Source organism: Bacillus cereus group sp. N31, from assembly GCF_016483245.1.
Classification (GTDB): Bacteria; Bacillota; Bacilli; order Bacillales; family Bacillaceae_G; genus Bacillus_A; species Bacillus_A toyonensis.
This window is the reverse complement of sequence record NZ_JAEHCH010000005.1, coordinates 100,591-118,012: the sequence shown is the minus strand read 5'-3', so window position 1 is coordinate 118,012 and position 17,422 is coordinate 100,591. Positions and strand designations below refer to the sequence as shown.

Below are 17,422 nucleotides of genomic sequence, written 5' to 3'. Positions count from 1 at the left end.
GTATGAATTTGCAAATAAAGCATAAGTTTTTCATTCCATTAACTTATGCTTTATTCTTTGATTCTTTTAATATATTTCTTATTTTCCCATAAAGAAGGATTTTCTCTCTGCCGTGATCCATTGCTGCAAATCATCTTGGCTACGTCGGACAAGTCGATTCACTAAAACGTCATGCCATACATAATCCTCTAATAAGTATATATGAACGGGGTCATCTGTATAAAAAGCAATATTACGCTCTTCAATTGATGGTCCATAAATCATCTCTTTAGAATCTATCGATAAAATAAACCAATGTTCTGTAGACAGAGTTTCTGTATAAGGTGTGATACGATGAGCTTCTAGATTTTTAATTGGATTTTCAACATGTAGGGTAATACCTTGTACTGAAACTTTATCGGCTACCTCAGATAGTTCCTCTTTTAACGCTTCATACATCTCATCCCACATTGAAATGACAATACGTTGTTCTGCTTTTTTTATTAATGTCTGACAATAGCTAATGATTGTTTTTTTGTCTTTTAAAGTAATTACTCGATTATCCGTTTTTTCCTCGGAAGTTTCGAGTTTTTTTAATGAGTCACTGATTCCTTCATAAGTAGACTGCCATTCAGATTGAGCTTTCTGTAAAAAGATTTCAACAGGTAGAGGTGAATAGCGAGTGGTGTCATTTATTTCTTCCTTCATGACAATTCCTTTTTCTACAAGGTTACTTAAAATCTCATAAATTCGTGCTCTTGGGACACCTGAATCTTTACTCACTTGGTAGGCTGTGACAGGCCCCTGTTTAACAAGAGATACATAAGATTTAGCTTCATATTCATTAAAACCCATTTTTTTAAGCTGTTGCACTATGTAGTCCACTTTTTTCGTCCTCCGATGTTTGCTGTTATATTTTAACGTTACAATAACTCTTTACATTTAGCAAATCGGTAGTTGCTATTACAATAGTGACTAAAGGGGAGGCTACTAGTATGGATTTGTATTTAGACCCATCTATATTAATTATTTTGATTGTTTTTGGGTTTGTGGCTGCATTTATTGATTCAGTTGTAGGTGGTGGTGGATTGATTGCCTTACCAGCTTTATTATTTACAGGGCTGAATCCAGCAAGTGCAGTAGCCACGAATAAATTAGCATCAACAATGGGGAGTGCAACTAGTAATATTGTGTTTTATCGTTCTGGTAATCTTGATTTGAAATCGGCATTAAAATTATTTCCAATCACTTTCATAGGCTCTATAGTAGGTGCATGGACTGTTCATTTAATGAACCCAGAAGTACTGAAGCCATTGATGCTGGTAATGCTTGGTGCAGTCGCTATTTATACAATATTTAAAAAGGATTGGGGTAGTATTTCTACTCATAAGAAATTATCTGGTCGACACGTCATTATTTTTACCTTTTTTATTTTTGCTATTGGTTTTTATGATGGATTTCTAGGGCCTGGCACAGGTTCGTTTTTAATGTTCGCTCTTTTATTTATTGGGTATGATTTTTTAAAAGCAGCAGGTAATGCGAAGTTTCTTAATTTAGGAAGTAATGTTGGTGCATTGTTAATATTTATGTATGTAGGGCAAGTAAACTATGCGTATGGTTTTATAATGGGGATTGCTCAAATTGCTGGAGGAGTCGTTGGCTCCAAGTTTGCTATAAAAAAAGGAAGCGGGTATGTTCGTGCTCTTTTCATTACAGTAACTTGTTTATTGTTAGCGAAAAATCTGTATGACTATGTGCAGTAAGTAATGTAGAAAAGGTTAACTATGCAGGCTACATAAATATAATAATTCCTTGTAACATTTTTTAGATGCTACCTTATTCGAAGGTAGCATCTAAAAAAATAAGGTAAGAGGGTGAAAATAATACAAACGAATATTTTCGGGGGTATGTGTATGTACTTTAGCGAAATAACTATTCCATATTTTTCTTATAATTAGGCCGCAACAATCCCTTAAAATCCACCTCAGCAATCAACACACTCACTAATATAAGTGTCGCGCCTAAGTATCCTTTCCCAGTAAGTGTTTCACCGGTGAAAACGAAAGCGAAGCCTGCGGAAAAGACAGGTTCTAATGAGAAGATAAGTCCGGTATGTGTAGGCGTCGTGTATTGCTGGGCGATAACTTGCACGATGAAAGCGACTGCGGTGCAAAAGATGCTTAAGGCTAGGATGATTAGCCATGAGTTGGTTGTGCTAGGCAGTTTTGGCGTTTCGATAATGAATGAAAAAATAAGACTAAATAGGCCGACGAAGCCGAGTTGTATGACTCCAAGTGCAATGGAGTTCACATGTTTTGTTACGCTGCCAGTGATGATGACGTGAATCGCATAAAATAAGGCAGACAGTATGCAAAATATATCGCCGTTACCGATCTTGAATTCGCTCGTTAATGTTAATAAGCCGATTCCTATTATCGTTAAAATGATTCCTACTATCACTTTCTTTTCTGGAATGTGTTTTAAAAATATAGCTGATAGTATCGGAATGAAAATGACTGTGAGACATAGTAAGAAACCAGCATTAGAAACGCTCGTATACTTTGTGCCGAAAGTCGCGAAAATGTAAACGATAAATAAGACTGAAGCGAGTATGAATGCATATTTTACAGTTTTAAAATCGATTTTGAATAAATGTTTGTAAAATATTAAACCTGATAAAAGAAAGGCAATAATAAATCGTAATGCGATTAAATTGTATTCTTCTATGCCTTCGAGTCCAACCTTTGTAAGTAAGATGGATGCACCCCAGAAGAATGTAACTAGTAGTAGCCCTAAATCCGCTTTTAATTGTAGTTTCATTTCTATTCCCTCGTTATGTATAAAATTTAAAATCCCATACCCCTATCCCCATTCTTCATTTTAATATTAATTCTGAATATTTGTAACTTAAATTTATCGACGTTTTATTCCATCAAAAAAAAGGCTGTTTATAAAACAGCCTCTATGTATCTGAAAATCCGAACCTTGACTAAAGATTACGTACAATCTCCAAACCTTTTCTTGTTAGATTGATTCCTGCTCTACCTCTTTTTATTTGCAAATATCCTTTCATTTTCAGGAAGTTCAATCGGTGTCTAACCTGTGCCTCAGTTAATTTCATTTCGACTTCTTGGCTCTTTTCAGAAATAATTCTTCTTCCGATTGTTTTTCCTTTTTCTTCATAATTCATGATGAGGGTAAGGATGAAAAGTGATTCTTGATCAAGAGCGTTTGGACTTGTAGAAAAGGGTGTTATACTCTCGCCCTGGTCACTATCTGTTTTCTGATGTGGAGGCTTTTGAAAATAATGTTGATTAGGCAAATCATTTTTTGTTATTTGGTTTCCGGTACGGACAGCAAGCATATAATCTATCGTATTTTTAAGTTCTCGTACATTTCCGTACCATGGATATCCTTGAAGTTCTTCAATTAATTCTTGTTCAATTTTGACTTTAGGGCCCGATAGTGCAACAAAATGTTTAGCCAATAATTCAATGTCATTTCGGCGCGCCCTTAATTCAGGAAGGTGTATAAAGAGTACTTTAAGCCTATGGTATAAGTCCTCTCTAAACACATTTTCTTGAATCATTTTTAGTAGATCCTTATTGGTTGCTGCAATAATCCTTACGTCTATCGGGATAATTTGGCTTCCGCCAACGCGCATAATCTCTTTTTCTTGCAATACTCGAAGGAGTCGTGCTTGGAGTTTCAGGCTAATATCTCCAATCTCATCTAAAAAAATAGTGCCGCCATTTGCTTGTTCAAATAGTCCCATTTTTCCGCCCTTTTTTGCTCCGGTAAACGCTCCGTCTTCATAACCAAATAATTCACTCTCGACTAAATCGTCCGATAAAGCACTGAAGTTAACAGCAAGGAAAGGACCGCTATTTCGCTGGGAAGCGTTATGAATAGCACTTGCAAACAACTCTTTTCCGGTACCACTTTCACCCTCAATTAATACAGTTAAATCCGTCTTAGCTAACCTTTTGGCAATTTGTTTCGTGTCTTGGATAGTAGAGCTAATGCCAACAATATTATGAAAATTGTATTTTGCTACATAACCTTTTTTGACAAATTCTTTTCTCAATTTACGTTCAAATCCGATGGTCTTAAGGGCATTTCTAAAAGTAACAATAATCGATTGATCATTTATATGTAGACGTTCCACTATTACATCCAAGCCGTTTACAACAAATATCCCGCTTTCTTGTTGCTTATTTGAAAGGATGAAGTTTACTAAATCAATATTATCAATAATGGCATCAATCGGATGACCAATAGCGTTTTTACTTTTTATTTTCAGCATGCTTTCCAGAAATTCATTAAAGACAACAATTCTTCCTTCATAATCAATAGCTAGTATGCCATCACCAACACCATCAATAACTTGATGAAGTTGTCGATGAGCTTTAGCTAAATTCTTTGTTAAATCTACTATTTTTCGATAGTATCTCTCAGAAACGTGGTTACCTGATTCCTCCATTAAATGAAATCGATCTAGGATGGACATGATTGTAGTAATATCTATTAATCTATGGCCAATATTAATTACTTTTTCTACAAAGTCAGGGATAATTTCAAGTTCGCCAGGTGTGATTGCAAGCTTGATCATTTGTATATTCGTTTTTCCAGGATAGTATGGAAAATATTCAATGTGGTTTAGCCCTAATTGACGCATCGTTTCAATTGATTCGTATACTGTTTCATGATTATCATTCACATATAGAGCTTGTGTTCCTTCTGGTAAAAATAAAAGCTGATCCACGTTTTCGTAATTTAATGTTCGTTTTGCTATTATTACTTCGCAGTTTTCCCCAATAAATTCTTTCACCGTTTCTATCGTAAATGTATTCGGTAACACAATTAATGTAGAATGAAATACTTTTGGAATACTTTCTTCTACAGAAAAACTTTCGATATCTATGAGGTCACCTACCATCTCCGTTAGTTGTTGATGTAGGGCTTTTCGTGTTTCTTTTAGAACGGTGATCAATACAATGTGGTTGTTTTCAAATTTGTTCATAGAACACCTCTTTAGTTGAATGTAATTGGTCTAAAGTTGGTTATTAATTGGCTGTTATGTAACCAATTAATAACCAATTATAATACATTTCAACAAAGTAAACACCGATTAAACGACAAAATATTTAAAAATATGTAAATAATCACTTAAATTTCAATGTTGGCACGATATTTGCTTATATCAATGGTGTGTAAAGAAATAATGAAATGAGTAGAGTCATAATTTACATATTTAATTCTTTACCACTTGTTAGAAAAGGGAGGTTAAGAGGATACAATTTCAACAGAGAAAGACAACGAAACCATTTAAATTATGAGGTGAGAGAAAATGAAACCACTAATTGGTGTTACTGGGTATTATGTTGATCATAGTGAAATAGGGAAGGAGGGCTTGCGAGGGCTACCAGGTCAAGATATGGCTCTCTTTTCTTATGACTACATCCGTTCCCTTCAAAGGGCAGGTGCAACGGTTGTTCTACTTCCAATTGAGGAAGTTGATCAAATTGAGTCCACACTTAATCAATTAGATGGATTGTTATTGGCTGGTGGCGCGGACATCAATCCAATTTATTACGGTGATACTCCAAAATCGTATATAGGTACTGTAGAGGAAGAACGAGATAATTTTGAATTAAATCTGGCAAAGCAAGCTTTAGAAAAAGATATTCCTATTCTAGGAATTTGCCGAGGATTACAGGTGTTAAATGTTGCAGCTGGTGGATCTCTTTATCAAGACTTAGAGCACGAGATGGGGCCAGAATATTTCCATGTTCGAGAACAGTTCCGTAAATGGCAAGGCTCTCATTCCGTAGATCTTTTGGAAGAGGGAAAAATTTATGAGGCTATTGGCCAAAAATCTTTAATGGTTAATTCTTTTCACCATCAAGCAGTGAAAACATTAGGGAAAGATTTTGAGGCGAGCGCATGGTCCTTTGATGGTGTAATAGAGGCTATTGAATCGAAGGCTCATCGTTATGTAGCAGCGGTTCAATGGCATCCAGAAATGATGTCGGAAAAGGATGCTCTACAGCAGCGTTTATTTAACCAATTTGTAAATGAAATTAGTAAAAAGGTAGTTAAATCCTAGCGTGTTATAAATAAAAGAATTGATGGATAGCTTGGTACGTCATGGTAGTGGGGAAACCAGACTGCCGGCTGCTTGTAAAAGTAATAATCATTGGGGGATGAACGAATCCCCAATGATTAAAGTTTCACTTTATCCCGCATTAACGGGCAGTAAGACCCCCACCTCAAAATTCAGCGGAAGCAAAGAAGTTAGGTAGGGGATCAACTGCCCGTAAAAGCCCGATTGGTTCAACTAATAATCATTGGGGGGGAAGATACAACCCCAATGATTAAAGTTTCACTTTATTGCAAAGGGGATTGGTATATGAGTCAAGTATCAGAAAAGGCAGTTTCATTCGAGCCAGAAGAAAAAAAGGAAAAAAAAGAATGGAAAATAAACGTATTTGCAATGCTACTTGTCTTGTTAGTAATTGCGGCTGTGATTACACATATATTGCCGGCCGGAAAATATGAACAGATTGAAAAAAATGGGTATACAACAGTAGATCCAAATTCATTTAAATGGATTGAATCAACGCCACTTGGATTTTTTGATACAGTAAAATCTATTCCTACAGGGATGGTAGAAGCTGCTAATATTATCTTTTTTATTCTTATTATCGGAGGGTTTTTTGGTGTATTAAAGGCATCTGGTACGGTTGAGGCTCTTGTTTCAACGATGGCAAAAAAACTTGCTAACCGTGAAAAGTTAATGATTCCTATTATCATGCTGTTCTTTGCACTTGGCGGGTCATTAATGGGAATGGCTGAGGAAGCTTTAGTGTATGTACCTCTATTCATCCCGCTAGCTCTTGCGGTTGGATTTGATACGATAACAGGAACCGCGATGGTACTAGTAGGAGCGTCCGTTGGATTTACAACGGCAATTATGAATCCGTTTACAGTTGGGCTTGCGCAAGGGATAGCGGGTCTTCCTATGTATTCGGGGATGGGATTTCGCCTCATTTTATTCGTAGTCATATATGTAATTGCTGTTACATTCGTCTATCGTCATGCTATGAAAGTAAAGAGGGATCCTGCAAGCGGAATTTACGGAAAATTCGATACAAATGAGCAAGACAGCCTATTAACAGCGAAAGTAGAGTTAACAAAAAGACATAAATGGATATTAACGGCCTTTTTAATCAATTATATTATTCTTGTATTTGGTGTTATTAAGTACGAGTGGTATATAAAAGAAATTGCAGCCTTATTTATTATTTTAACTATAATCATTGCAATCCTCGGCAAGATATCTCTTGATGATACTGTAGAATCTTTTACACAAGGATCGGCATCTTTAATCGGGGGAGCTTTAATCATTGGTGTATCACGCGCTATTTTAGTTGTATTGAATCAAGGGCATATTATAGACCCGCTACTGTATCAAGTATCGGAAGGAATGGAACATATTTCTCCTTTTTTAAGTGTTGTTGGAATGTACAACTTCCAAGTAGCGATTCATTTTATTTTAGCATCAGGTAGTGGCCATGCGATGTTGACAATGCCTATCATGGCACCACTTGCAGATTTATTGGACATTACACGCCAAACAGCAGTATTATCTTTCTCATTCGCCGATGGTATTGGAAATATTATTTTTCCAACAGGTGGTACGCTAATGGCTGGATTAGCAATTGCAGGAATTTCATGGACAAGGTGGGCAAGGTGGATTCTTCCTTTAATTCTAATTGAATACTCAATCGGTTTAATAGCAGTTATAATTGCTCATCTTATTGGTTATGGTCCATCTTAATAAAGACTATAAATATAAAATTGAAGAGACTCGGTATGTAGTATGTACAAAAAAACACCTATTTCATATAGGCGTTTTTTATATGGTGAAGTTATTCTTTTTCAAACTGAAAAATATCTCGGTTAATAAGTTGGTGGAGATACCTATCCATCTCAGCAGCAGAAACGCTTCTTTCATTTTTAAACCACCATGCGCTTAATGAGGTGATTGCCCCTGAATAAAATTCAATGATTAAATCATTTGGCATCGTATGATTTTTGCAAAGTTGATTTAACGCTTCTATTTCTTGTTTTCTCGTTTCGTGACTTAAATACTGTGTCCGGCTAATAAATTGTGCATCAGACATTTGCGTCTCTAATATTTTACCGATTTCTTCATGATGTAGAAATTGTTCCATTACTTGAAATGGTTTACTTAATCGATCTGAAACCGGTATTCCCGCAATCATCTTGCTGTATCGTTTAAATCCAAAGGCTAATAAAGCATCTTTATCTTCAAAGTGTTTATAAAAGGTTGTTCGGTGTACCATCGCGCGGTCACATATTTGGTTAATCGTGATGGTACTATATTTCTGTTTTGATTGCGTCATTAATTCAAATAAGGAATCCCACAGTAATTTATGTGTACGTCTAATACGTAAATCAAGTTGTTTTTCATTATCATTCATCTACAATTCTCCTTTTTTGTAGATTAAATATACAGTGGCTGAAAATTGATTCTCCCTTTTTAATCTACATATGTATATTATATTACATGTGTTCGTGTTTATATAAAGCTTTTTAAGTAAGAAACAGGAGGAGAATTTGTAAATGAATATGACAACTAAGAGCCCTGCAAGTGGCAAAGTTGATACTTCTAATATAAAACATACCCCCATTTTAATTGCATTACTTCTAGGGGCAATGGTTGCATTATTAAACGAAACGTTACTTGGTAATGCATTAACGGTATTAATGAAAGAATTTGACGTAACAGCTTCAACGATTCAATGGCTTTCTACAGCTTACATGTTGGTGGTTGGGGTTTTAGTCCCAATTACAGCATTACTTCAGCAATGGCTTACAACGAGAAAAATGTTCTTAATCGCTATGGTAACATTTTTAGTAGGTACATTAATTGCGGGATTCGCACCGACATTTTCTGTTTTATTAGTAGGCCGTATCGTCCAAGCTGTAGCGACCGGGTTAATTTCACCGTTACTAATGAATACGATTTTAATTATTTGTCCACCTGAAAAACGTGGTGCCACAATGGGATTAATCGCACTTGTGATGATGTCTGCTCCGGCAATTGGTCCTACATTATCTGGAGTAATCGTTGACTCACTGAATTGGCGCTGGTTATTCTATATCGTTATTCCTATCGTAATCATCTCAATTATGATTGGGATGAAGTACATTCAAAATGTTTCAGAGATAACAAGGCCAAAAGTAGATTATCCATCTATCCTTTTATCAACATTAGGATTTGGTGGGCTTGTGTATAGCTTTAGTGCATCGGGTGATTTAGGATGGTCCGATGCGAAAGTGTATGGCACTTTAATTGTTGGGCTTATCTCATTATGTATTTTTGTCGTTCGACAATTGAAAATTGAGAATCCAATTTTAGAATTACGAGCATTTAAAGTCCCGATGTTTACATTATCAGTTGGATTAATCGTCATTGTGATGATGTCGTTATTTTCAACGATGACTTTATTACCGATGTTCCTGCAAACAGTTTTACTCGTTACAGCCTTTAAATCAGGAATCATCATGCTTCCAGGAAGTATTATTAGCGCCATAATGGGACCAATCGCAGGTAAACTATTTGATAAATTTAGTCCGAAAGTTATTATCGTTCCTGGCATTGTGTTAGTAGGGATTGCAATGTTCTTATTTAAAGGTATTACTCCTGATACATCAATGCCACAAATTATTATTATGCATAGCGTATTAATGGTTGGACTCATGTTTGTCATGACAGCACAAACATACGGCTTAAATCAATTAACACCAGATCTATATCCGCACGGAACAGCGTTGTTTAATACGTTACAGCAAGTAGCTGGCGCAATTGGTACAGCTATATTTATATCGAAAATGTCTTCAGGAACAACTAAGTATATGGAAAGCTCTGCAAACCCAATGGACCCAGTGGAGAAGTTAAACGGTTTAACGTCAGGGTTCCAAGGTGCATTTGCACTTGGATTAATCTTTATTGTTGTTGCTTTTATCGTATCGCTATTCTTAAAAGAAGAGAAAAAGGGAGTAGAAGTAAAGGGGGTTTTACAGAACGAAAATTAAGTTTTATATAAAAAGACATCTTTACGATTAAAGATGTCTTTTTATATTTCTTTCGTAATAATAGTTCAAACAGCCGAGGGAAATGTGGTGTATGTATTGTCTGTTTTTTAGTAAGAAGAACTATTGAGAATAACGATGTAAAGCTTTACTAATAACTAAAAGTCCAATAATGAGGGAAAGTGTTCTTATAATAAGCTCTGCAACTAATAAGTCACCCATCGTTTTAGTGACATCATACATAGTCCCTGTAATGAGAATAGGTGCGATCATAATGGTAATTCCAATTACTATTTGAAGAAGTAAATTCACATTTTTACTCAAGATAATCACCTCTAAAAATATTATAAAACAAAATATTTAATTTTCTGTATTATATATTTATTATACTGTGTCGAATTAAGATTATGGTAATGTTTCTAAAGTAAAAAAGAGGTGTCACATAGTTATAAGGTGACACCTCTTTGTAGCTAGTAGAAATTAAAGATGCTTCAATAATATAGCGATCTGGGGCATCACCGATGTAGTTAAAGGGGTAACAAGTTGTTAATGTTAGTTTCTCTTTTTTTACAATGACAGTTCGATCTTCTGCATCTGTTATCCAATGGGTGTTAACCTTACATTTCCTCCGTAACATCATACCGCAACAATTGCCCCTGATCATAAAACTTCTCAAAAATAAGGCCCATTACATAGAAGAATACTAAACCGAAGCAAATGTGAATAAGTGTGAAAGTAGCTCCAAATGAAGAAAATTCATATACGATAATTGGTAATTTTGCAGTTGTCCAAACGCCTAAGAAAAATACGATGTATTTAATGCTAGCCCCTTTTTTCAAAAGTAATGCGGCGATTGGAAAGGCGACGTAGAGGGGGCCAGCTGCAATTCCGCCTAATAATAGAGAGAATAAGATACCATATATGCCCGATTTTTCGCCCATATATTTCATTAACGTTTCTTTCTTCACCCATTGATCAAGTAATCCTACAAATAGTAGGACAGGAGGAAGGAGAAACAGCATATCTAAAATGCTATTCCCTGTTAATTGTAATGCGCTCCATCCTAAAGATTGATTTATAAAAGTTAATACAAAGAGCCCCAGTAGTAAGATGAAAAAGAAGCGATATCTTTTTAGTTCTTTCATACCATCACCACCCAAATGATATAGGAGAATAGGAGGGACATGAGTAATGCAGATGCATTACGTGCGTAAGCAAAGCTTCGTCCGAATATCTTTTGTTCCATCGGTAATGTTGTAAGCCCTACTGACATGAGTGTAGACATAAGTGCCGCAACTTGAGGAAGACCTGCACCATGTTGAACTAATGTATTTCCAAGAGGGAATACGACAAAGCTTGGGATGAGTGCCACAGAACCGAGGATTGCAGAATAAATAATACCTAACAATCCAGACTGCTCTCCAATGATGGAAGAGGTGAAGGACGGCGTTAATACGGAAAGTGATAAGCCAACGAAAAGCATGATGGAGAGCATGGCAGGTAGAAGATTGCGAAACATTTTCCATGACTTCATTAGAGCTTCTTTCGTTTTATTACGATCTTTCATAAAAGAAATTCCCGTAAGGACAATGGCTAAAGTGTAAAGGATCATACCGTTAATCATGATCGGATTCCTTTAAGTCTTTATATTTGTCTAGGAAAAAGGATAAGTTCTGCATTTTTTCTTCAATATCCATTTGAAAATCTGCTAATTGTTCCTTTCCAGCAGGCGTAATTTTGTACATCTTTCTCGGTTTATCTTGATGAGCTGTACTTACATAAGATTCAATTGCACCTTCGTTTTCTAATTTCTTTAGTGTGCGGTATAGGATGGCACTATCGATTGGATTGACCGGAAGTTCTTCTTCACACTTTTGCAATAGTTGCCCGCCATAGTGATCCCTCTCGGCTAGAAATAATAAAAGGAATGCCCCTGTATGTCTTCCTGTATGTTTCATAAATAGACCTCCTAAAATAGATTATGTTACTGTTAATAACAGTATACTGTTGTTAACAGTATATGGTGAATGAAATGCTATGTCAATTTTAAAATGTGCAATTTTTGAGAGGGAAAATAACAATAAATATGAAACAAACAATACAATGGGGGTGCACTTCATTGTGAAAGTAGCCTTTAGTGCTGGGAAATTACTATATGAAGTAATATGTATGTAGAACATAAAAAAAGACACTCTCAAGAGTGCCTCTCCTTAGCAGCCGAATCCGCCGCCCCAACAGCTAGCTCCAACGATGATTAATAAAATAAAGAGTACAACAAGTAGGGCGAATCCGCCGCCGAAACCACAGCCACCACCACAACTACCGCCATAACCCATATTAACTCCTCCTTCCGTAATGGATTTAATTCACTTTATGTTTTTACGGATAAACTTGAGCAGGTCCTTTTGAAAAATAAAAGTACTTGGGATTTTATCCCGCATTAACGTGCAATAAAACTCCCGCCCGAAAATCCGGCTGGAGCAAAGGAGTTAGGTGGGATTCGGGCTGATTAAAGTTTCACTGTATAAGAGTTGACGAATTTATTTTTGTCACCGGTATTTCGTCGTTTACATATTGTATTTTATTCTGTGTATTGGGAGAAGGAGGATCTTTATGGCTAATTCTGAGATGATTTTACGCTTACTTACAGATTTAAAGATTGAACAGCAAGCTTTAAGAGAACAGCTGGAGAAAATGCAAACAGCTTTGACTATTCTTGAAGAAAAACCAAATACTCCTGAAGAAAAATCAACTATTCTTGAAGAAAAACCAGCTGTTACAAAGCAAAGAGCGTATTCTGGACGCCCAACATCTTTTCGTGATTGGAGAGCATCGACTCAAAAGAATTCATAAAAATATAAGAAAAGAAGACACCCATTAAGGTGTCTTCTTTTCCTTGTACAATCCAAATGCGATTAGAAGGTATATCCATATTGCTTTAAAACTAAGAAGAAAATAACAATTATCGACTCCAGTTTTAGTATAGCATGTAATAATAAATAATTTTATGTAATATTACATATATATAGATTAAAGAATGTTTATTCGTATATATTTTAGTTGTCTGTTATTTCTTTTAATTCATTTACTTATATTATTTTTTGAGCGCTCCAGTAATGGGGCCTTTTTTTTAGTTATTATTCATGCAGTTCGATTGCTTTACATTGAAATTTTTATGGTAGTTTTATTAAGAAATAGATTCATATCTTTTAGGGCAGAAATGAGAACTACTCAAATGCGGAATGATATACTTGAGTGGTTTTGTGTATGTAATATTATTTATAAAAGTTTACAACAATATAAATATATGACCTTTTACTTTTCTCCTATATCATATATGATATAGTCTGGGACGCCACTGCACTTATGTATATTTAGGAGAACTAGAATGAATAGGAATGATTACACTCAAAGGTTACTATTTAACGAACCTATTGTTTGAATATAAATCTAGTGTATTGAATATTTGGAAGATAGAATGTATAAAACAAGAGAGAAGTTAATTTTACTAATGCATTGTAGTAAGTTTCCGAAAAATCTGTTCTTTAATTTTGGTGGTATCAGATGCATGAAATGAATGTTCTATTTCATAAATCTGGAAGTGAAAAAATCATGTATAGGGGAGGAAGGTATTACTACTAATCTAGTAAAATATACCGTAATAACTATGACAAGAAATCTAGGAAAATACGTAATTACTTTAACAACAGGACTAACTTTATTATCAACTGTGCCATTAACAACTTTAGCAGAAGAGAGTGTTAATCAACCGAATCAATTGTCAATTGCAGACGGAGAAAAAGACGCACATGTTCATGGTGATATAGAGACCGTTAAAGAAGCTAAGACAGGAAAAGTCACGGAAGCGGAAGCTTTAAAAAATATTGAAAATGCGTTTAAAGATGTAGATGGTAAAGGAGATGGAAGCTCTCGCTCTATGCAACCCAAAATGCGTAGTTCTAACCGTATAGGGTATTCAGCAGCAGATCCATCAGCAACGAAGAAAAGTGGAACAATTAGTGGAATTCCGTTTGTAGAGTGGATTATACCAGCTGGTAACACAGATATTCGACCTGCAAACCCAATGAAAGCAAAGTATATTACGATTCATGAAACAGCAAATACGGCACCGGGTGCGAATGCTGAGAGTCATGCAAAGTATTTATACAATCAAGCAACAAGCGGTACTGTTAGAACTGCTTCTTGGCATTTTACTGTAGATGATAAAGAAATTTATCAGCATCTACCAACAAATGAAAATGGCTGGCATGCAGGTGATGGTGGTACAGGTACAGGAAACAGAGAATCAATCGGTATTGAGATAGCGGTTAATCAAGATGGCGACTACAATAAAGCGGTAGAAAACGCGAAAAAATTAGTAGCGCATTTAATGAAACAAGAAGGAATCAGCGCGAGTAATTTACGACGCCATGAACAATGGAGTGGAAAGAAGTGCCCTGATATTATTATCACAAGGGGGACTTGGAATTCATTTGTAGAAGGCGCTAATGGATATCTGAATGGGGGTACTGGAACGAATCCTCCGTTAGTAGACGAAAAAGAAGATGTAGATGGTAACGAAACAAACCCAGCTGAGCCAAATATTGAGTTAGAAATCACTGGTACAAGCGTGAATGTTCGTAGTGGTGCAGGAGTGAATTATGGAGTTGTCCGCATTGCTAAGAAGGGTGAAAAATACAAAGTGTTATCTATTAAAGATGGCTGGTATGAAATCAAGAAAGGTGAGTGGGTGAAATACGATCCAAGCTGGAGTAAGCTCACTAACAATGCTCAAGATAAAGACCCTAATACAACAAAAGAAGGTTGGGTATTTAAAAATAACAATTGGTATTATACAAACAGTGATGGCAAAATGGCTACTGGTTGGAAAAATGTTGGTGGTGCATGGTATTACTTAAATAGTAGTGGTGCAATGGTAACGGGTTGGCAATCAATCGGTGGTAAATGGTACTACTTAAATAGTAGTGGTGCAATGTTAACGGGTTGGCAATCAATCGGTGGTAAATGGTACTACTTAAATGGTGAAGGTGCAATGTTAACGGGCTGGCAATCAATCGGTGGTAAATGGTACTACTTAAATGGTGAAGGTGCAATGTTAACAGGTTGGCAATCAATCGGCGGTAAATGGTACTACTTAAATGGTGAAGGTGCAATGTTAACAGGCTGGCAATCAATTGGTGGTAACAAATACTATTTTGACCAATCGGGTAGTTGGATTGAAGGAAAACTCTAAATAAGTATAGTTTGATATATTTTGTGTATAAAAGAGATAACTTCTATGAAAAAATAATGAATAGAATGTAAATAAAAAAGACACTGTAAAGTGTCTTTTTTATTTAAGTTATGCGCATTGCTTAATAAGACGCTAGTTCCTCAGTCTGACTATGAGTAACTATGTAGGGTGATTTAATTATAACATTTTAACCAGTAATGGGTCTATATGGAATTTTATCGATAATTTTGTTTGATTATTCAGAATGATACATGTGGTAAAATATATATATTACCTATAGTAATTGTAAAATATAATGATGTATATAACTAGCCTTGTAATGAATTTCTATTATATTTAAGATTGAAATATAATAGAAAAGTACAAAGAAGGGGCTGTGGAATATGGGCGCTTGGGGAGCTGGGTTATTTGATGATGATACAACTTGTGATGTGAAAGAACAGTTTATTGAGTACTTAGAAGAAGATAATAGTGTAGAAGAAGCAACTAAGCTCATTTTAGAAGAGTATTTAGATGAGTTTGATATAGATGAAGATTTAGAGGTTATGTCTTTAGTATATATTGGTCTTGCGGCAATACAATTGGAGAAAGGGTGTCTTCAGGATGAGGTTCGCAACAATGCGATTGCATTAATTGAGCGAGGGGCTGATCTTGAGCTTTGGGAAGAAGCTGATGCAGAAGATTATGAAGAGAGAAAGAAAGTTTTAAATACATTAAAACAACAGCTGATAAACTATTAGTATATCGAAAAAGGAAAAATACTTTTTGAAATGATTAGTCTTTGTTTTCTCTTGTAAAAAAATGTTCAATAATTTATCATTGCAAACGCTTACTTGTTGTGTATAATAAAAGTAAGTTAATAAGTAAAAGGATTGTTACTGTTCGGCAGGCAAAACCTAAATTGATCTAGAGGCTACGGGTGTAGTGTAGCTTTTGGAATCAGTTTAGGTTTTTTTATTACCTTTTGTGACTTTAAGAAGAAGAAGGCGGAACAATATGAGAATCCATAAAATCTTAAATAACAATGTTGTTTGTACGATGAAGGATAATGAGACAGAAGTTGTACTTATGGGCAGAGGTTTGGGGTTTCAGAAAAAAGTAGGCGATGCGATTGATGAATCTAAGATAGAAAAGACCTTTGTACTAGAAACAAGAGAATTATCAGAGAAATTCGCTAGGTTACTAACTGAAATTCCTGTAGAAAATTTAGAGATTACAGAGAGAATTATTCAGTTTGCTAAGACAGTTTTGCCGGGGACTTTAAGTGATTATATTTATCTTACATTAACGGATCACTTAAGTTTCGCCTTAACTAGGCATAAAGAAGGAATGGATCTGAAAAATACTTTGCTTTGGGAGATTAAGAGATTTTATCAGAAAGAGTTTGAAATTGGTCTACAAGCTTTGAACATAATTGAAGAGAAGACTGGCTTTAGACTTTCTGAAGATGAAGCAGGGTCAATTGCCTTGCATTTCGTGAATGCACAGCAAGGAGAGCCGGCAATGCAGCAAACGGTGGCGATGACAAAAATCGTCCAAGATATTTTAAATGTTGTAAAGTACCACTATAAGATGAACTTAGATGAAAATTCATTTAATTATAGTCGGTTCGTAACGCATTTACGATACTTTGCCCAGCGTTTAATGCAGAAGGAATTGCATTCGGCAGAGGATGATTTTTTATACGAGCAAGTGAAAAGTAAGTATGAAGAGGCATATTGTTGTACAGAAAAAATTGAAGCATACTTACAAAAAGCACATAATAGTCATCTTTCAAAAGATGAAAAAGTGTATGTAACGTTGCACATTCATCGTGTAACGAAACGCAATGAATTATGTAATTGAATAAACAGGATTGTTACTGTTTGGCAGGCAAAACCTAAATTGACTTGTAATGGAGTGATTCGTATGTATCACGTCGTTACGGTTAGTTTAGGTTTTTTCTTTTATCCCACCTCAAAATTCGGCTGAGGCCAAGAAGTTATGTGGGAGTCGGGCTGCCGTAAATGCCCGATTGGTGAAGGCTAGTAATCAGTGGGGGATGAATACCCCCACTGATTACAG

Annotated in this window: 17 protein-coding genes and 1 pseudogene; 8 read left to right on the top strand and 10 right to left on the bottom strand. The window is 35.5% G+C overall.

Translation table 11 applies throughout. The features are described from left to right. Nucleotides 1-78: 78 nt before the first annotated feature. A complete protein-coding gene (locus JDS81_RS09850; protein ID WP_097953115.1) occupies nucleotides 79-864 on the bottom strand; it encodes a TrmB family transcriptional regulator in 786 nt (261 codons plus the stop codon). A gap of 110 nt (nucleotides 865-974) precedes the next feature. Here JDS81_RS09850 and JDS81_RS09845 point away from each other — a divergent pair, with 110 nt between their 5' ends. Continuing rightward, on the top strand, nucleotides 975-1,742 hold the full coding sequence (locus JDS81_RS09845) for a TSUP family transporter (protein WP_025966954.1): 768 nt from the start codon (nucleotides 975-977) through the stop codon (nucleotides 1,740-1,742). Between the two features lie 169 nt (nucleotides 1,743-1,911). Here the strand turns inward: JDS81_RS09845 and JDS81_RS09840 are convergent, their stop codons facing one another. Together JDS81_RS09840 and JDS81_RS09835 are read right to left on the bottom strand one after the other, a co-directional pair. Beyond that, a complete protein-coding gene (locus tag JDS81_RS09840) occupies nucleotides 1,912-2,799 on the bottom strand; it encodes a DMT family transporter (RefSeq protein ID WP_084065318.1) in 888 nt (295 codons plus the stop codon). 169 nt (nucleotides 2,800-2,968) lie between these two features. Next, nucleotides 2,969-5,002 carry a sigma 54-interacting transcriptional regulator gene (locus JDS81_RS09835; RefSeq protein WP_097953116.1) on the bottom strand — a complete coding sequence of 678 codons (2,034 nt, stop codon included), beginning with the start codon at nucleotides 5,000-5,002 and terminating at the stop codon, nucleotides 2,969-2,971. Between the two features lie 327 nt (nucleotides 5,003-5,329). On the opposite strand from JDS81_RS09835, the gene JDS81_RS09830 reads away from it, so the two are divergent. Both JDS81_RS09830 and JDS81_RS09825 read left to right on the top strand, forming a co-directional pair. Next, nucleotides 5,330-6,088, top strand: a complete 759-nt coding sequence (locus tag JDS81_RS09830; RefSeq protein WP_097953117.1) for a gamma-glutamyl-gamma-aminobutyrate hydrolase family protein — start codon at nucleotides 5,330-5,332, stop codon at nucleotides 6,086-6,088. Between the two features lie 303 nt (nucleotides 6,089-6,391). Continuing rightward, on the top strand, nucleotides 6,392-7,822 hold the full coding sequence (locus JDS81_RS09825; RefSeq protein ID WP_000084611.1) for a YfcC family protein: 1,431 nt from the start codon (nucleotides 6,392-6,394) through the stop codon (nucleotides 7,820-7,822). 91 nt (nucleotides 7,823-7,913) lie between these two features. On the opposite strand, the gene JDS81_RS09820 is transcribed toward JDS81_RS09825, so the two are convergent. Beyond that, entirely contained in the window at nucleotides 7,914-8,489 is a 576-nt protein-coding gene (locus tag JDS81_RS09820) for a TetR/AcrR family transcriptional regulator (RefSeq protein ID WP_097953118.1), read from the bottom strand. Nucleotides 8,490-8,631: 142 nt separating this feature from the next. Between JDS81_RS09820 and JDS81_RS09815 the strand changes: the two genes are divergently transcribed. Further along, the gene (locus JDS81_RS09815; protein ID WP_097953119.1) at nucleotides 8,632-10,107 is read left to right on the top strand and encodes an MDR family MFS transporter; all 1,476 of its coding nucleotides are present in this window, start codon (nucleotides 8,632-8,634) and stop codon (nucleotides 10,105-10,107) included. A 120-nt stretch (nucleotides 10,108-10,227) separates the two neighbouring features. Here JDS81_RS09815 and JDS81_RS09810 read toward each other — a convergent pair whose 3' ends face one another. The 6 genes and pseudogenes from JDS81_RS09810 to JDS81_RS09785 form a co-directional block, all read right to left on the bottom strand. Beyond that, on the bottom strand, nucleotides 10,228-10,428 hold the full coding sequence (locus tag JDS81_RS09810; protein ID WP_000042281.1) for a hypothetical protein: 201 nt from the start codon (nucleotides 10,426-10,428) through the stop codon (nucleotides 10,228-10,230). A gap of 151 nt (nucleotides 10,429-10,579) precedes the next feature. Then, nucleotides 10,580-10,723: pseudogene (locus JDS81_RS09805) on the bottom strand (sortase domain-containing protein); the annotation flags it as partial. Then, nucleotides 10,722-11,249, bottom strand: coding sequence for a permease (locus JDS81_RS09800; protein WP_142312910.1), 528 nt, complete (start codon nucleotides 11,247-11,249; stop codon nucleotides 10,722-10,724). The pseudogene JDS81_RS09805 and the gene JDS81_RS09800, both read right to left, overlap by 2 nt. Then, nucleotides 11,246-11,728, bottom strand: a complete 483-nt coding sequence (locus JDS81_RS09795; RefSeq protein WP_097953121.1) for a hypothetical protein — start codon at nucleotides 11,726-11,728, stop codon at nucleotides 11,246-11,248. Before JDS81_RS09795 ends, JDS81_RS09800 begins: the two co-directional genes overlap by 4 nt. After that, nucleotides 11,721-12,062 carry a PadR family transcriptional regulator gene (locus JDS81_RS09790; protein WP_097953122.1) on the bottom strand — a complete coding sequence of 114 codons (342 nt, stop codon included), beginning with the start codon at nucleotides 12,060-12,062 and terminating at the stop codon, nucleotides 11,721-11,723. The genes JDS81_RS09795 and JDS81_RS09790 overlap by 8 nt, the downstream gene beginning before the upstream one ends. A gap of 252 nt (nucleotides 12,063-12,314) precedes the next feature. After that, nucleotides 12,315-12,440, bottom strand: a complete 126-nt coding sequence (locus JDS81_RS09785) for a YjcZ family sporulation protein (protein WP_000540377.1) — start codon at nucleotides 12,438-12,440, stop codon at nucleotides 12,315-12,317. A 277-nt stretch (nucleotides 12,441-12,717) separates the two neighbouring features. On the opposite strand from JDS81_RS09785, the gene JDS81_RS09780 reads away from it, so the two are divergent. The 4 genes from JDS81_RS09780 (at nucleotide 12,718) to licT (ending at nucleotide 17,203) form a co-directional block, all read left to right on the top strand. Continuing rightward, on the top strand, nucleotides 12,718-12,957 hold the full coding sequence (locus JDS81_RS09780) for a preprotein translocase (RefSeq protein ID WP_142311386.1): 240 nt from the start codon (nucleotides 12,718-12,720) through the stop codon (nucleotides 12,955-12,957). An 814-nt stretch (nucleotides 12,958-13,771) separates the two neighbouring features. Beyond that, nucleotides 13,772-15,358 (top strand): N-acetylmuramoyl-L-alanine amidase, encoded by a 1,587-nt coding sequence (locus JDS81_RS09775; protein WP_098839382.1) that lies wholly within the window; start codon nucleotides 13,772-13,774, stop codon nucleotides 15,356-15,358. A gap of 383 nt (nucleotides 15,359-15,741) precedes the next feature. Further along, nucleotides 15,742-16,098 carry a DUF4259 domain-containing protein gene (locus JDS81_RS09770; RefSeq protein ID WP_097953124.1) on the top strand — a complete coding sequence of 119 codons (357 nt, stop codon included), beginning with the start codon at nucleotides 15,742-15,744 and terminating at the stop codon, nucleotides 16,096-16,098. A 256-nt stretch (nucleotides 16,099-16,354) separates the two neighbouring features. Then, nucleotides 16,355-17,203, top strand: a complete 849-nt coding sequence (gene licT / locus JDS81_RS09765) for a BglG family transcription antiterminator LicT (protein WP_097953125.1) — start codon at nucleotides 16,355-16,357, stop codon at nucleotides 17,201-17,203. Nucleotides 17,204-17,422: the final 219 nt, after the last annotated feature.

Coding starts and splice junctions, on each gene's coding strand:
- JDS81_RS09845 (WP_025966954.1), top strand. CDS start 975: ATGGATTTGTATTTAGACCCATCTATATTAATTATTTTGATTGTTTTT.
- JDS81_RS09840 (WP_084065318.1), bottom strand. CDS start 2,799: ATGAAACTACAATTAAAAGCGGATTTAGGGCTACTACTAGTTACATTC.
- JDS81_RS09775 (WP_098839382.1), top strand. CDS start 13,772: ATGACAAGAAATCTAGGAAAATACGTAATTACTTTAACAACAGGACTA.
- JDS81_RS09820 (WP_097953118.1), bottom strand. CDS start 8,489: ATGAATGATAATGAAAAACAACTTGATTTACGTATTAGACGTACACAT.
- JDS81_RS09825 (WP_000084611.1), top strand. CDS start 6,392: ATGAGTCAAGTATCAGAAAAGGCAGTTTCATTCGAGCCAGAAGAAAAA.
- JDS81_RS09830 (WP_097953117.1), top strand. CDS start 5,330: ATGAAACCACTAATTGGTGTTACTGGGTATTATGTTGATCATAGTGAA.
- licT (WP_097953125.1), top strand. CDS start 16,355: ATGAGAATCCATAAAATCTTAAATAACAATGTTGTTTGTACGATGAAG.
- JDS81_RS09770 (WP_097953124.1), top strand. CDS start 15,742: ATGGGCGCTTGGGGAGCTGGGTTATTTGATGATGATACAACTTGTGAT.
- JDS81_RS09795 (WP_097953121.1), bottom strand. CDS start 11,728: ATGATTAACGGTATGATCCTTTACACTTTAGCCATTGTCCTTACGGGA.
- JDS81_RS09780 (WP_142311386.1), top strand. CDS start 12,718: ATGGCTAATTCTGAGATGATTTTACGCTTACTTACAGATTTAAAGATT.
- JDS81_RS09815 (WP_097953119.1), top strand. CDS start 8,632: ATGAATATGACAACTAAGAGCCCTGCAAGTGGCAAAGTTGATACTTCT.
- JDS81_RS09785 (WP_000540377.1), bottom strand. CDS start 12,440: ATGGGTTATGGCGGTAGTTGTGGTGGTGGCTGTGGTTTCGGCGGCGGA.
- JDS81_RS09800 (WP_142312910.1), bottom strand. CDS start 11,249: ATGAAAGAACTAAAAAGATATCGCTTCTTTTTCATCTTACTACTGGGG.
- JDS81_RS09790 (WP_097953122.1), bottom strand. CDS start 12,062: ATGAAACATACAGGAAGACATACAGGGGCATTCCTTTTATTATTTCTA.
- JDS81_RS09835 (WP_097953116.1), bottom strand. CDS start 5,002: ATGAACAAATTTGAAAACAACCACATTGTATTGATCACCGTTCTAAAA.